Origin of the sequence: Glaciecola sp. 1036 (assembly GCF_050306235.1) — a bacterium.
Lineage (GTDB): Bacteria > Pseudomonadota > Gammaproteobacteria > Enterobacterales > Alteromonadaceae > Glaciecola.
Map to the genome: position 1 here is coordinate 1 of NZ_JBLWFH010000009.1, position 14,316 is coordinate 14,316.

14 protein-coding genes are annotated in these 14,316 nt (G+C 36.6%); 4 read left to right on the forward strand and 10 right to left on the reverse strand.

From position 1 onward, the window contains the following. The 7 genes from ACNKW3_RS13500 to queF all read right to left on the reverse strand — a co-directional run. Window positions 1-1,394: hypothetical protein (locus tag ACNKW3_RS13500; RefSeq protein WP_427399835.1), on the reverse strand; the 1,394-nt coding region annotated here is incomplete at its 3' end. 16 nt (window positions 1,395-1,410) lie between these two features. Continuing rightward, window positions 1,411-2,577 carry a hypothetical protein gene (locus ACNKW3_RS13505; protein WP_427399836.1) on the reverse strand — a complete coding sequence of 389 codons (1,167 nt, stop codon included), beginning with the start codon at window positions 2,575-2,577 and terminating at the stop codon, window positions 1,411-1,413. 2 nt (window positions 2,578-2,579) lie between these two features. After that, window positions 2,580-5,042: a hypothetical protein gene (locus tag ACNKW3_RS13510; protein WP_427399837.1), complete on the reverse strand. Its 2,463-nt coding sequence runs from the start codon at window positions 5,040-5,042 to the stop codon at window positions 2,580-2,582. Window positions 5,043-5,434: 392 nt separating this feature from the next. After that, the gene (locus tag ACNKW3_RS13515) at window positions 5,435-5,743 is read right to left on the reverse strand and encodes a ComEA family DNA-binding protein (protein WP_427399838.1); all 309 of its coding nucleotides are present in this window, start codon (window positions 5,741-5,743) and stop codon (window positions 5,435-5,437) included. A gap of 169 nt (window positions 5,744-5,912) precedes the next feature. After that, window positions 5,913-6,920, reverse strand: coding sequence for an isocitrate dehydrogenase (locus ACNKW3_RS13520; RefSeq protein WP_427399839.1), 1,008 nt, complete (start codon window positions 6,918-6,920; stop codon window positions 5,913-5,915). 93 nt (window positions 6,921-7,013) lie between these two features. After that, a complete protein-coding gene (gene ppnN / locus ACNKW3_RS13525; RefSeq protein WP_427399840.1) occupies window positions 7,014-8,375 on the reverse strand; it encodes a nucleotide 5'-monophosphate nucleosidase PpnN in 1,362 nt (453 codons plus the stop codon). A gap of 98 nt (window positions 8,376-8,473) precedes the next feature. Then, window positions 8,474-9,289, reverse strand: a complete 816-nt coding sequence (gene queF / locus ACNKW3_RS13530) for an NADPH-dependent 7-cyano-7-deazaguanine reductase QueF (RefSeq protein ID WP_427399841.1) — start codon at window positions 9,287-9,289, stop codon at window positions 8,474-8,476. A 153-nt stretch (window positions 9,290-9,442) separates the two neighbouring features. On the opposite strand from queF, the gene syd reads away from it, so the two are divergent. Next, window positions 9,443-10,012, forward strand: a complete 570-nt coding sequence (gene syd, locus ACNKW3_RS13535; protein WP_427399842.1) for a SecY-interacting protein — start codon at window positions 9,443-9,445, stop codon at window positions 10,010-10,012. A 5-nt stretch (window positions 10,013-10,017) separates the two neighbouring features. Here syd and ACNKW3_RS13540 read toward each other — a convergent pair whose 3' ends face one another. After that, complete coding sequence (locus ACNKW3_RS13540; RefSeq protein WP_427399843.1) at window positions 10,018-10,314, reverse strand: hypothetical protein; 297 nt, start codon at window positions 10,312-10,314, stop codon at window positions 10,018-10,020. A 167-nt stretch (window positions 10,315-10,481) separates the two neighbouring features. On the opposite strand from ACNKW3_RS13540, the gene ACNKW3_RS13545 reads away from it, so the two are divergent. Together ACNKW3_RS13545 and ACNKW3_RS13550 are read left to right on the forward strand one after the other, a co-directional pair. Continuing rightward, window positions 10,482-10,850 carry a DUF3192 domain-containing protein gene (locus tag ACNKW3_RS13545; RefSeq protein ID WP_427399844.1) on the forward strand — a complete coding sequence of 123 codons (369 nt, stop codon included), beginning with the start codon at window positions 10,482-10,484 and terminating at the stop codon, window positions 10,848-10,850. 127 nt (window positions 10,851-10,977) lie between these two features. Further along, on the forward strand, window positions 10,978-11,625 hold the full coding sequence (locus tag ACNKW3_RS13550) for a GNAT family N-acetyltransferase (RefSeq protein WP_427399845.1): 648 nt from the start codon (window positions 10,978-10,980) through the stop codon (window positions 11,623-11,625). 510 nt (window positions 11,626-12,135) lie between these two features. Here the strand turns inward: ACNKW3_RS13550 and ACNKW3_RS13555 are convergent. Together ACNKW3_RS13555 and ACNKW3_RS13560 are read right to left on the reverse strand one after the other, a co-directional pair. Beyond that, window positions 12,136-12,444 (reverse strand): DUF3301 domain-containing protein, encoded by a 309-nt coding sequence (locus tag ACNKW3_RS13555; RefSeq protein WP_427399846.1) that lies wholly within the window; start codon window positions 12,442-12,444, stop codon window positions 12,136-12,138. A gap of 6 nt (window positions 12,445-12,450) precedes the next feature. Continuing rightward, window positions 12,451-13,479, reverse strand: coding sequence for a DUF3549 family protein (locus tag ACNKW3_RS13560; protein ID WP_427399847.1), 1,029 nt, complete (start codon window positions 13,477-13,479; stop codon window positions 12,451-12,453). 61 nt (window positions 13,480-13,540) lie between these two features. On the opposite strand from ACNKW3_RS13560, the gene ACNKW3_RS13565 reads away from it, so the two are divergent. After that, window positions 13,541-14,308, forward strand: coding sequence for a pseudouridine synthase (locus ACNKW3_RS13565; RefSeq protein WP_427399848.1), 768 nt, complete (start codon window positions 13,541-13,543; stop codon window positions 14,306-14,308). The last annotated feature ends 8 nt before the right edge of the window (window positions 14,309-14,316 follow it).

The window sequence follows — 14,316 nt, forward strand, 5'->3', positions numbered from 1 at the left end:
GTAAGTTTATTATTGAGTTGATTATTTTTTATCTCAACGGATTCGAGCTTTTCTGTAAACTCATTACAATTTGAAGTCTTTAAAGATACTTCTTCTTCTAGTTCAGAAATTCTATTTTCGCAGGTTACGAGAGTGCCTGACATTTCTGTAAGTTTATTATTGAGTTGATTATTTTTTATCTCAACGGATTCGAGCTTTTCTGTAAACTCATTACAATTTGAAGTTTTTAAAGATACTTCTTCTTCTAGTTCAGAAATTCTACTTTCGCGGGTTACGAGAGTGCCTGACATTTCTGTAAGTTTATTATTGAGTTGATTATTTTTTATCTCAACGGATTCGAGCTTCTCTGTTAACTCATTACAAATTGAAGTTTTTAAAGAGATTTCATGTTCAAACTCTGAAATTATTTTTTCTTGGTTACCCTTTGCTTTTGATACTTCAATCAACTCGACATTCAGTTGTTTGTATTGCACTTCAAGAATTTCATATTCAGACTTTAACTCCTTAAAGTTAGACGAGTTTGATTTTATTTCTTGTTCTAACTTTGAAATTATTTCTTGTTTTTTTTGGTTGAAAGCATTTAGTTCATTAGTCTTTTCGCTTTTGACTTGTAACTCGCCTTCAATCTGTTTCTTAATTGTTAGCAATTCGGTTAATTTTATCTGTAGGTTGTCTCTTTCATCTAACACAGTTTTTAAAATAGCTTCTATTTTTTCACAGGACCTTTTGATTTCCTCAGTTTCTTGCAGTTGCTTTTCGGCTAGATTTTTAGCTTGTATCAAACAATCGACTCTTTGAATAATACAGCATTCTATTCCAGTACTAAGATTAGGTAGCACTGTAAAGTTTTCAAGTGCACCTGTCAGAGTTTCTGGAAACCTTTCTGCAAAATGAGTTAATCCATCAAGTATTACATACTCAAACTTTTCAATTAAATTTTTATCTGCACTTTCTAGCAGAAATCTTTCCCCACCGTTCACTGACAAAATCAGTATGTTCGCTTGGTCGTTTTCTGATGAAAATTTACTCAACAGGGAATTTATAGAAATACCGGCAACGATTTCTTTTGATATTAACTTTAAATTTGGATGAGAGGATGCGAGCCTCTCTTGAGACAATAGTGAATTATATCGAGGGTTGTTGTATGTAAAAACGTCACCTTTTTGATTACTTCCTGGGAAAACCCAATTTTTGAAAGATATTATGCCTGAATGTTTCTTAGCTTTTTGTTCCAGCGCTGCGTATAGCTGAGTTGATCCTTCGACAAGCGTTAGGTTTTCTGCTTTAAATTTTTTCAACACAGGTATACTTGAGCCAGTCCCTGCTCCTATATAAAGTAAGGAGTTAAGAGGTTTTTGGATATACTGCAATAAATAGTTTATACACTCTTTCATTTCAGGTTTCCGAATATCAGTCTAAAAGCCAATCTATCAAATCATTGAATAGAGTTCTAAAATAGTTGTTTCGTTTTGATTTCCTAGCGATTGAAATTGAGAGTTTCTTGAATGCAGCATTTATATAATAGGTACTTTCAAGTCGATCAAGTTCACGGGTTAACCAGCAATTCCCCTTTACTATTACGGGGATATTAAAATAAGAAGCCAGCCATACTAGTCCTGAACTTTTGTATTGATAAGCTTGTGGGCAGTGAGTGCAACATAGAAGATCTACGGACTGAATAATAACAGACAATTTAGTTACAGACCAGAATTCCCTATATATTTTTAGTTGAGAATATTGATTAGAAATTTTTTTTAATTCTTCTATTGTGTTGTCAATCTCAAGATTCTCCCAAGGTAAAGTAAATTGAATGATCACTTCCACGGAGAAGTTAAATTGTTTGAGTATAGTAAGAGTAGTTTCAGGTAAGGTTAAAAAACCTTTACTCTTTTTAGCATCGCCGAGATATAAGAGTATACGAGGTACTGTATTTAGTGTCGTTTCTGACTGCTTTATTTGCTTCCAAGGAAGCAAATAACATGGGTGAATACCAGACATTGGAATATTTAAGGATGTATAATAGTCCAATGTTTCCTTATCTGAAGCATATAATTCAACATTAGAACAAAGAGATAGATTTTTGAAAGAAATTTGGTATTGTAGTTTTTCCTTAAGGTTACTTCTGCGATTCTGTGAAAACATACAACATATTTTATGAATTGTTTGTAGTTTTCCAAATTTCACATGTTGCAAGGCTAAATTCAACGCGCAAGCATGGTCCCAGTTAAGACTCGGATAAAAGCAAACAATCTTTGTGTTGCTGTCAAAATCACTTAAGTATTGCTTTAACGCTTCAATATATTCGATAGCTAGTTGTCTAATGTATGACTGAATCGATGATAGACTAACATTACTATCATTTGAAAAGTGCTCATAGAAATTCTGATTAAAATGCTTATTTACGGTAAACCCTCTTTCAATTGCATCATCCAAGAACCGACGATCAATTTCCTGATGTACGAAAAAGTGAATATTGATGTTAGCTTGATCATGTTTTACTAGAAAATTGTTTAATAGAGCAGCGTGATGCCCGCCTGCCTCCATCATACCAGGATCAATTATGCAAATTTGCTGCATAGCTATTTAGTATTCTTTTTTTTGTTTTTTATTAGATTCTGCCACATCAATCGAATAAGGTCATCCAAATCCTCTATTTGATTTACATCGTTTTCAATTTGGTTATATAAACATATTAACCACGCGAAATCTCCACCATCGTTAGTTTTAGCAAAAGATTTAATAGAATCAAATGGTATCAAAACTCGTGGGCCGTATTCGTCTTCTCCAAAATATTCTGTCTCACAAAACTGAACATCATTTGTACCATTTCTCAATTCAAAAAATAACTCGGATTCAAATGTGTCTGAATTAATATTTTCTGCTTTCAGCTTTATTTGAAGCTTTTCTTCTGAATCGGTAAAGACTATATGCTGATAACTACCTAAACTCACTATTTCCAAAAAAGTTAACTCAATCGGATTGCTATCCTTAGTAGAATTCGGCTCTTTGGTTATAGATGGTCCTATTGAAGCAGAAGATTCAATTGGAGATAAAACTTTCTCGGAAATTGCAGATATCCATTCGTATTTACTTCTATTGGTTTCTTTGTTCTCAAAGCTGAGCTTTTGTAAAATACTAGGAAGGTTACTTCGTAAGTGTTTTATTAATATTCTGTCTTGTAGCGCCAGATCCAATTGAGCGACATCTGCATCTAGAGAAACGAGATATTTGGGACCAAACTCGTCTGATTCGTTTGGAGGCCAAGAAAACAGCTGAGCACTACCATCTTCTAGTTCTCTAAATTCGAGGTATAGGGAATCACTAAAATGCTCGGTATCAGCTGAACCTATATTTAACGCGAGAATTTTACATTCTAGGGCGTCACGCCAAACATTCCCCACAAGCAAGTGATCAAACTTAATCCAAAGATGCTCATATCCCTCACTATGATATTCTTCTTTCAACACTACTGAATCTAAACTAAGCCAGACTGGCAAAGTGTCTACATGTTCTGCTAAAGTGCGGGACGCTTTGCGCCAATTTAGCCATTCTTGAGCCTCAAGTTCAGCGTCACATTCTACCTTAATATTGTTGGATTGAAGCAATTCAGCTATGGCATTAATCGTGCTCATTATTAAAATCCGTTCGCTTGCATTAAAACGATTAATACTTTTTTGCAATGCTTCTTTTTGGCTTTCAGGGGCAGTCGCGAAGTATCTCAGATATGGACCAAATTCGTCTTGAGAATCGTCAAAAGATCTAAATAAAGATTCATTCGAATGTCTGAATTCAATACCGTAGTGGTTTGCAATATTTAGAAGTTTGGCATCTAAATTGTCTATAACTCTTCCGTCTGCAAGTTCTACATTACTTAATCTCAAATGAATGTCTTCATAACCATCGGTTTTATACCTCTGAGTAATTGTAACTCTTTCAGCTTTAACTCTGTCAAAAACCTTGTTCATTATGATTGGCATAAAATTCCTTCTTTTTCGCTTATTATAGGTTTCATGAAATGCTAAATAATAATACTCTAATTCTTCTTGTAACTGATTAATTTGTAAACTTGCTAATTCGAGTTCAATGTTTAACTGTTCAGTTGAGTTTTTCTCGTCATCTAAAAGTGATTTCTCAATCTTACTATCTAACTCTTCTACAAGTTTTGCATTTTCTTTTTCAAATTCATTCGATCGAAGTTTTTGAAGATCTAATTCCTGTCGTGTTTCTTCTAAAATCGAAGCAATGTTTAACTTCTCATTTTCTAGGTATTGATTTTGCTTTTCCACTGAAGCAAGGGAGACTAACTTTTTCTTTAGATGTTTAAATTCTTTCTCAATGTCTCCATAGTAGGTTTGTTTATTTTTTAAATCAGTAAGCTGCGATAATATTGAGTTCAAAGTTGCTACATTATTTTTTAAATCAGAGCTATTTGGCGAAAGGTGGGGCGAAAATTGTCCAAGAAGCCTAGCAGAAGATAATGCTTCATCAAAGAGTTCAAACGGCTCCTCTTCTTCAATTAGTGACAAGTAACTAATATGTTGTGATAGCAACTCTTCTAAAAAAGGGGAGGAACAGGGCGCAGGTTGCTTTTTAACTATGCCGAACATCTCGCTAATAAAATCTAAATCGTGTTTTCTTATATCTTCTAGATTCATTAATGAAGCTGCCGGTAGATTTTTCAAGGATACTAATGCCTCATTGAGCGTTTTCCCCCATATTTCTATATCATCTTCTATCCCTGATTGACCGTTTGACTGATAAAGTCTTTGCTCCAAATAAATCAAAGGAGAGCTAAATAACAGCACAATATTGACGCTGCTATATTCTGCAAAGAATTCATAATTTTCGTCGAATGATTCTATTATTAGAGCTTTGAGGTTTGGATTTTCAATCTTTTCTTTCAAAAGCGACGCAAAAGATGTTTCTTTTGTTGCGTCTTTTGATTTGTCTATCAATGAATATTCGATTTCATGATATAGGAATAATTCTCGCAAAGAAGAAAGTCGCAGTTCTCCAACAGCAACAAATATGGTTAATGGCATGGTGTCCCCAAGATTAATCATGTTTTTATGTTTTTATTATTTACGATTTAATTGTAACGTTTAATACGTATTTATTACACTAAAATCGAATATTTGACTAATAATATAGAATAAAAATATTGATTTCATTCTTAGAAGAGGTGGTTCTGTTGTTATTTGGCTAATTTCTATGAAAGCCTGTTAGCTTTCATTTTATCTCTAATTCTCAATCTTGGTATCCCCTAAATTGGTGTATCATCAAATGCTGAATAAAACAGTGCTCCACACCTCGTTTTTAAAATTACTTGGGGATAATAAATAATTAACCTTCTTAATGTTGAAGTACATATTGTAAGAGCCCTAAGATAACTATCAAAGGGCAAGCCTGAACGGCAATCGCTTGAAGATGCAGCTTAGTTACCTATGGTCACTTTATCTATCATCTTAGCCAACATTTTCTCACCAATCCCCTTAACATTAACCAACTCTTCAACACTGGTGAAATTGCCATTGCGGTCACGGTAAGCCACTATAGCTTCGGCTTTTTTAACGCCAACACCAGGTAGGGTACTTAAGGTTTTAATGTCGGCGGTATTAATGTTAATCCGCTCAGACTGTTCGCTTTGGGTCTCTTTATCTGTCATGGCAAAAGCTTGCTGTTGAGAGTAAATGCTGACCCCCATTAACAAAAATAGTAGTGTAATCCATGTAGTAAGTTTCATATCTTTCTCCTTGGTAAATAATAATTGTGATGAATAAATTCACCATCTCTATGCTAATCAAGGAAACATAAAAAAATAACTGTACGAGGGGATAGATTATTGTGAAAGGGGCATAAAAAAACCTGAAATAGATATCTATTTCAGGTTTTTAAAGATAATTGAAAACTATTTATAGTCTGTCTAAAACAGCTTGCGTAAAGTCAGTTGTACCGTGCTCGCCACCTAGATCACGAGTTGTGCGGTCACCTGATTCAATAACATCTTTAAGCGCAGAGCGAATTTTTTCTGCTTTATCTGCCATACCTAAATATTCAAGCATTTGTACAGAGGCTAAGATCACTGATGTAGGATTTGCAAGGTTTTTACCCGCGATATCAGGCGCTGAGCCGTGAACCGCTTCGAATATCGCACAATCTGTTCCGATATTAGCACCCGGTGCCATACCTAAGCCGCCGACAAGGCCTGCACAAAGATCTGATAGAATGTCACCGAACAGGTTGGTGGTCACTATTACGTCAAATTGATGAGGGTTCATTACAAGCTGCATACAGCAGTTGTCTACGATCATCTCAGTTGATTCGATATCTGGATATCTTGCACCCACTTCACGGGCAACTTTTAAGAATAAACCAGAAGTAGATTTTAAGATGTTTGCTTTATGGACAGCAGTGACTTTCTTACGACCTTCACGACGCGCTAATTGATATGCAAACTCAACAATTTTTTCAGCGCCATCTCGTGTGATTTTACTCATGGCTTCAGCTTCTTGACCATCATCAGACACTTTTTGGCCTAAGCCTGAGTACATACCTTGGGTGTTTTCACGTACAGTGATGATGTCGATATCTTCATATCGCGCTTTTGTTCCCTTGAATGAAAGTACCGGGCGCAAGTTTGCGTATAAATTAAACTGTTTGCGAAGACTCACATTAATCGAAGTAAATCCCTCTCCTACTGGAGTAGTGAGCGGGCCTTTTAACGCAATTTTATTTTTTGCAATTAACTCTTTGGTTTCTTCAGGTAAAAGATCACCGTGATTCTCTAATGCTACCAGGCCGGCATCGGCATAATCATATGCGAAATCGCAACCTACTTTGTCTAAAATTTGTATGGCTGCATCAATTATATCGGGACCTATACCGTCACCACGTATAACAGTTATTCGTTGTTGGGACATTCTTCTACTTTCCTAAATTAAATCGCAGGTATTCTACATTACATAAAAAGCTGATCAAAGGGCTATTCATCAGTTCTTGCACAGATACAGCACTTATACTTCGACTCGGTAGCAGGGATGATATTCACTACCTGGAAGTTTCATTCTACCTTGCTCAACAAAAGATGTAAGTAACTTATCCATATGTGCCATCAAAGTCTTATCTCCTTTCAGCACAAAAGGTCCTTTAGCGTGAATCTGTTTAACCCCTTCAGCTTTTACATTACCCGCTACAATACCTGAAAAACACTTTCTGAGATTGGCAGCTAAGTCCCCTGCAGATTGATCTAAACTTAAATCCAAAGCCGCCATGGACTCATGAGTCGGTTCAAAGGGATGTTGGAAATCATCGGGTATTTGTAAGCGCCAATTAAAATTAAATGAGTCTCCATGTTGTTTTCTAAACACTAAAACATCGTGTTGAATTTCATCTAACCTAGCGGCTACTTTTTGTGCGTCGCCGACTACAATTTCATATTTCGATTGCGCTTCTTCGCCTAACGTATCAGCGATAAAGTTGTCGATAGCATTAAAGTAGTCTGCTTTATTTTCAGGGCCCGTTAAGATCACAGGCAATACTTGATCAGCATTTTCAGCCTGCAATAATAAGCCCAATAAATACAATAATTCTTCAGCTGTACCTACGCCGCCAGGAAATATAACAATACCATGGGAAGCGCGGACAAAGGCTTCAAGGCGCTTTTCAATATCAGGCATGATAATAAGTTCATTTACGATGGCATTTGGTGGCTCTGCGGCAATAATGCTAGGTTCAGTGATGCCAACGTATCGACCGTTCTTTATTCGCTGTTTAGCGTGTCCAATAGCAGCTCCTTTCATGGGGCCTTTCATCGCACCTGGTCCACAACCAGTACAAATATTAAACCCGCGTAAACCCAGTTGATATCCGACTTCTTTGGTAAATTTATATTCTTCTTTGTTAATTGAATGACCTCCCCAACAGACGATTAATTTGGAAGGCTCAGAAGCGCTGAGTGCATTCGCGTGACGTAACATATCAAATACCATGTGGGTGGTAATGTGGTTCTCGTCAGCTTGGTTCTCAAAGCTATACTGATGTTTTGCGCTCATGTAGAGCATATCTCTCAATACAGCGAACAAATGCTCATGCACACCTAAAATAAGCTTTCCATCTACGAAAGCTACTTCAGGTGGATTTATCAATTCTATTTTGACACCACGCTCTTTGCGAACTAAGCGCACATCAAAATCTTTGAATTCATCAAACAAGGCTTCTGAATCATCTTGTTCTACACCTGAATTCAAAACGGCTAAACAGCAGTTTCTAAACGTGCGGTAAAGTTCTGTAGAGGTGGAAGTGGCTAGTTGGTTGACTTCAAGTTGTGACAGTTGACTCATCCAACCAACAGGGTTTAGTTGTACGGTTTTAGTCATTCATCTTCCTTTAATATAATATTGTGTGTTTTTTTATTCATTTTGTTGTATCGGCGCTTGCTTGTTCTTCATCAATAACTGATACAAGTGTAAAAGTGTTATTGTCGAGCTAAACGCACATTAGGATAAGTAGATTCAAAATTTGAACGGAAGGGGTTAATATCGAGTCCGCCACGTCTTGTATATCTAGCATATACAGTTAAATGCGTTGGTCGACAATGATCTAACAGATCTTTAAAAATCCGTTCAACACATTGTTCATGAAATTCATTGTGTTGGCGGAATGAGATGACATACTTCAGTAGTGATGCTTGATCAATTTTAGGACCCTGATAGCGAATACAAAGGCTGCCCCAATCGGGTTGATTGGTAATTAAACAGTTTGATTTTAATAAATGACTCACCAAGGTTTCATTTACTATTGTATTTTCGTCACTCTTAAGTTGCTCGTTTAAAATATCACTACCAGATATTTCCACATCAAGGTCATCAATGACATGACCTGGAAGATCGCCAATATATTGTTGGGTAAATTCGGCTACGGGGACTAAAACCAATCTTACTTGAGCTCCCGCACACTTGGAGAGATCTGTTTGCATAAGGTCTAAAACATCTTGATACGTTGCAAAAGACTCTTGATTAAAGCTATTCAAATACAGCTTAAATGATTTAGATTCAATTAAATTTGGTGAATCATAAGGAACATGACATTCAAGTATGGCGACCTGTGGCTTACCCTTAAGATTTAACCAAGAAATCTCATAGGCATTCCAAACATCTTCACCTGTGAAAGGCAGTGCATTATCAGATAATCCAATATTGTCTCTGCTAAGTTGACGAGGTACCGCCTGCAATAAATCAGGCGAGTAGGCGTCAGGGTAATCAACTGCTTTACCTAAAGTTAAGTCTTTCAAATGTAAAATCTACCACTGTGTTTTCATGTTATACAGGGTATTATAGTGAAAAATAATGATATAAGCTCAATTCTTACCGCTTTTATTCTCTGGTCACGTGAAAATTAGCATTTATAATTTATTCGAAACACATACGAGAAACAGATTTAATCCATGGATACAGCCTTCATTAAAGCATTTGACACTTTTATTAACGCCTACAAATCCCAATCAGATTCTGAAAATCAAGGGTTGATGACAGAATACGATAGTGATTGGCAATCTCCTTGTTTTGAATTGGATAATCAACTAGAGGACGGAGATCTCGTCAAATGGACACCAGCATTGAGAGACCCTTCGGCAAATCTTGGCAATATTGCATCAGCCTTAGATTTAGAAATTCCAGCCGCTTTTCATCATCTATTTGGCAGGTACTACAGTTTCGATTTAAATGCGCAGACGCAACGTGGAAAGCTTACGATCTTACAGGCTATCAATGATGAAGACTTTGAGCGGCTACAAAAGAACTTGATAGCCCATGTTCTTATGAAGCGGAAACTTAAACAGCCTGAAACCTTATTTTTCGCTGTCACTGATGAAGAAGACTTTGTGATTTCGTTATTACCTAACTCCGGAGAAGTGGTGCTCGAATTTGTGGGTAAACCACATCAAGAAGTTTTGGCCGAGAATTTAACCGCATTTTTTACATCATTAGACCCAGTGCCAACAAAAGTGAGCTTATGAAACGGCTACTTGGTTGTTAAAAGTGTAGATAATTGATGTTCAAGTTCGCTCACTCTGCGCGTCAAATCATCAATTTGTTGTTGCAAGTTTTTGTTTTCTGGTTCGGTCTTAATTTCTTTAGGTGCCAGGTCTACTCGCTGAGGATTTTCTTGCCACCGATTAATGCCTCTAATCAAAATAGGCAGCTTATAATCAGGGCCTAACTTTGCTTTTAATAGGCCAACGGAAGGTTTTTTATTATTTTCTGATAGTTCAACGCAAGCATTAATTACTCGACCTATCTGGTATTCAGTATTCTTCATGTTTTGTTTAAAGTCAATTTTTAGTGAAAGATGCCAAGTCTTAGTGAAAATAACAAAGTAAAAAACGGTAATATCTTTTAACTATCTGAATTTTAAAGTAATTTAATATTGGTCTAAAATTTGTTTAAGAATCGATAACGAAATATCAAATCACTTAGGAAAACATAATGAAATTAAAAACGTTAGCTATAGTTGGGGTTGCTGTATTCGCTTTACAAGGTTGTGTAATCGCAGTAGGCGATGATGATTATAGTGGTGAAAGAAGTTATCACAGTGAATCAAGTCGGGAAGATGATAATAGAGAATACATTGCAAAATTAGATGCTGGCGCAAATTTAAAAGAAATTAAAAGTGATTTAGGAACACCTGACTTCAGTGAGTTGTTAGTTAAAGGTGACACTGAATACAGAGTACTTTTTTATCGTACTCAACGTCGACATGGTGATGGTATGACTACGAAAGATGAATGTACGGCAGTCGTATTTAAAAATAATGCGCTCATTGGCATCGGTGAGACCGCATTAGAAAAGCTGTAAACAAAGAATATGAAGAATAAGCCGGCTCTCCGGCTTATTTTTTATCCTAGTATGTAAAAAATATGTTACAAAAATAAAGATTCTGTTTTACAATAAGTTGGTCAAAGTTTAAGAGGGAAATTGTTAAATGACCACGTCAGTGTATCAACCAGATCTAAAACAAGTGACTTCCGCTTATTTGTCAGCTGAAGATCTCAATGTCGCTGCTTCTATTTTATATAACGCTTACTTTGATGATCCCCTATTCACTGAAATTTTCCAAGCCAACCGTGAAGGTTATGAAGCGAGATTGCGCTCGGCAATTCGTGAAGAAATCACGACTTTTTGGGATTCTGATCAACCCTTGATAGGGCTATACGAAGACAAGCGGTTGTTAGCTGTGAGTTGTTTAATTAGTCCTGATGCTGCTTTTGGTGCGGGGCGCTTTTGGCACTGGCGTTTAAAAATGTTGCTCACAGCTGGTTATTTTGGCACCAAGCAAATGATTGCCAAAGAAGAAAAAGTAAGAGAGCATATTCCTGCTAAGAATTTTCATATGCTATCGTTAATTGGCGTTCATCCAGATTATCAGGATTTAGGATTGGGCCACATCTTATTAAGTGCCATTCTTGGGGTCATGTTAGAGGATCCTTCTAGCGAAGGTATTGGGGTATTAGTTACCCTACCAAAATGCCTGTCATTTTTCCAAGATGGGCAATTTCAAGACATTACCGATGTGCATGCGGGAAGTATTCAAGGGAAAGTAATGTTTAGACCTAGAACTATTACTTCCTAAATGTCTATAGCTTTTGTAGGACATATCCTACAAAAGCTGTCTAATATATCCGTTAATTTTAACTGTTTTTTTCTGCAAAAAAATCACTAAATCTATATAATTCATGTAGTTGCCGAATTATTTAGACTTAAGTTTAAAGTTAATTTATCCTAAACATTAATTTTTCTTAACCGATAGGGTTAATAGTCCGTTATTCTAAACCTGTCTTTAGGGAATTTCTTCGGAAATAAAGACAGAGGCAAACAGGACGTTTGCAGAATGGAAGCATATGGACCACTCCATGATGGAGAATAGTGTTTTAGGGATGAAATACTTTTTTTAGGATTAACGGAAAAGGGACCTTCACACTGGATGTGTTGCCTGCTTAGGATGAGTGGGATAATAAGGAAAGGGGCGTAATGGACTTTTATCTGGATGATGTTTCAGCGACGGAACGCCGAGAGGGATACTCAAAATTCTCGGAAAAGCAGACTTAGGTCTGCTTTTTTGCGTTTAGGCTTATGTTAAGTATCAGTTTGCGATTCGAAAAGCCGGTAAATCTACTGATACCACCCGGCTGCCTACAGTACTTATAGTGCCCGTATAAAGATTCTCACCATCGCTACTGAAGCTCAACTCGTATTTATTTAGCCAGTCGACTTTACCTTTAAAAATACCGATTTTGGTAGATACTCTTGCCAAAGAAACATATTGCAAACCTTCTCTTTCACAATATTGCTTAGCGAAACGGATGGTGTATTCGCCGATGCCGCGTAGTCGCCAAAATTGAAATGCAATGGCGATAATAATAACGAGAATTAAAATGTTTACAGAGGTCATTATTCACTAGCTTATTTTAATTAATTCTTGGATGGCTCTTTTAGTAAGAGGCGTTTGCTGTTCATTTTTAAGGAACCTTAACAGATAAGCTCTTACTTCAGGTAGCATTACTAAATCTGCGAATACACCTTTAAACAAAGTAAAATCAGGACTGGCTTCAGCGACTTTATGAAAGTAATTTAGTACTCGATCATCATGATTAAAGTAATGCCAATGACGGCCTGCAATAACCACTAATAACTCAACATCTAACACTTCTTCAGACCTTACAATATCATCAATTAATGCCTTTAAGGTTTCTAAATCGCCATGTGCTAGTGCTCTTAGCGCCAATGCTTTTGTATTACCTTCTTGGGTGTTAAAAAAAGTAATCAAAGCGTTAGTTTGCTGGGTATTCAATTTGATCGATTCAAGGGAACTCAACAAGCAATTTAGTACAGGTGAGGGGAGCGTTTGTAAATCAGAGTCAAGCAAATTCGATAGCTCGATTTCTGAAAGCATAACCACTGCATCAGAAATATTTTGTACGCTTAAGGATTCCCAATTAGAGCCGTTTGGCTTTGTCAGATAATCTTTGGCTTTAATCGCTTCATCAGATAAATCAAAGGCTAAGCGTTTTTTTAATAGAGCGTTACAATCGGCCAAAAGTTGCTGATTAGGCGTGAAAATGTAGGGATTTTCTGGCAAACCTTTGTCAGTTTCTTGTGTCTTTTCTAACGATTGTCCGAGAGCATCTACTACAATCTGTAGAAACTGATCTCTAGCAGCGCTTTGTAATAAGCTGCGCTCATCTAAAGGTAATGACAAATACCAGATATAATGTTCATTATTCAGTTTTCGATTCCAAAACATGATACATAACCAAGCTTTTCCTTGTCTTGCGCGAGGAAAGGGTGCTTTATGATTTTCGATATCGAAAAAATCTTGTGGATCAAAGACGTGTTTGCCTCGACTAACATCAATTATGATGTATTCTGTGCCGGCATGGAGTAAAAATTCACTGATTGTACTGATTGAGGGAGTAACGTCTGTCATCTTGTACTGAATTAAAAAATCTATCCTAATAGTCTAGCATTAAACTGGGGATTCTAACCACATGATAAACATTGAATTTGAAGACGAATGTCTAGTGGTTGTAAATAAACCTGCTAACATGTTGGTGCATAGAAGTGCCATAGACAGAAGAGAAACTGTGTTTCTGATGCAGACGTTGCGTGATCAGTTAAATTGTCACGTTTACCCTTTACATCGATTAGACAAACCTACGTCAGGTTTGGTGCTCTTCGCAAAATCATCGGAAATAGCTAGTCAATTACAGCCTCAATTTGAACAACAACTCATCGAAAAACACTATATTGCTGTAGTGAGGGGATTTGTTCATGAGGCCAAAGAAATTGATTATCCTTTGGTCGAAAAGTTAGACAAGATGACTGATAACTTGGATAAACAAAATTTGGCAAAAGCTGCAATAACCAACTTATTGCCGTTAGCAACCTTAGAAATCGATAAGCCAGTGTCAAGATACCCAAAGGCAAGATTTAGCTTAGTTAATTTGAAACCAATTACCGGTAGAAAACATCAACTTAGACGGCACATGGCGCATATTCGCCATCCAATCATAGGCGATACAACCCATGGAGATGGTAAACAAAACCGATTTGCGAGAGAAGAGTTGAATTTTCACCGTTTAGCCCTTCATGCATATTCAATGATGTTTACTCACCCTGTCACTCTTCAGAAAATCGCCGTCATGGCAAAAATTGATGGTGAGTTAAAAGCCTTGGTGAAGACTTTTTCAGAACTAGGAATTAACCTGACAAACAATCAAGATAATAGTTTGTTGTATAGCACCTTGATTAATTAACCTTGATA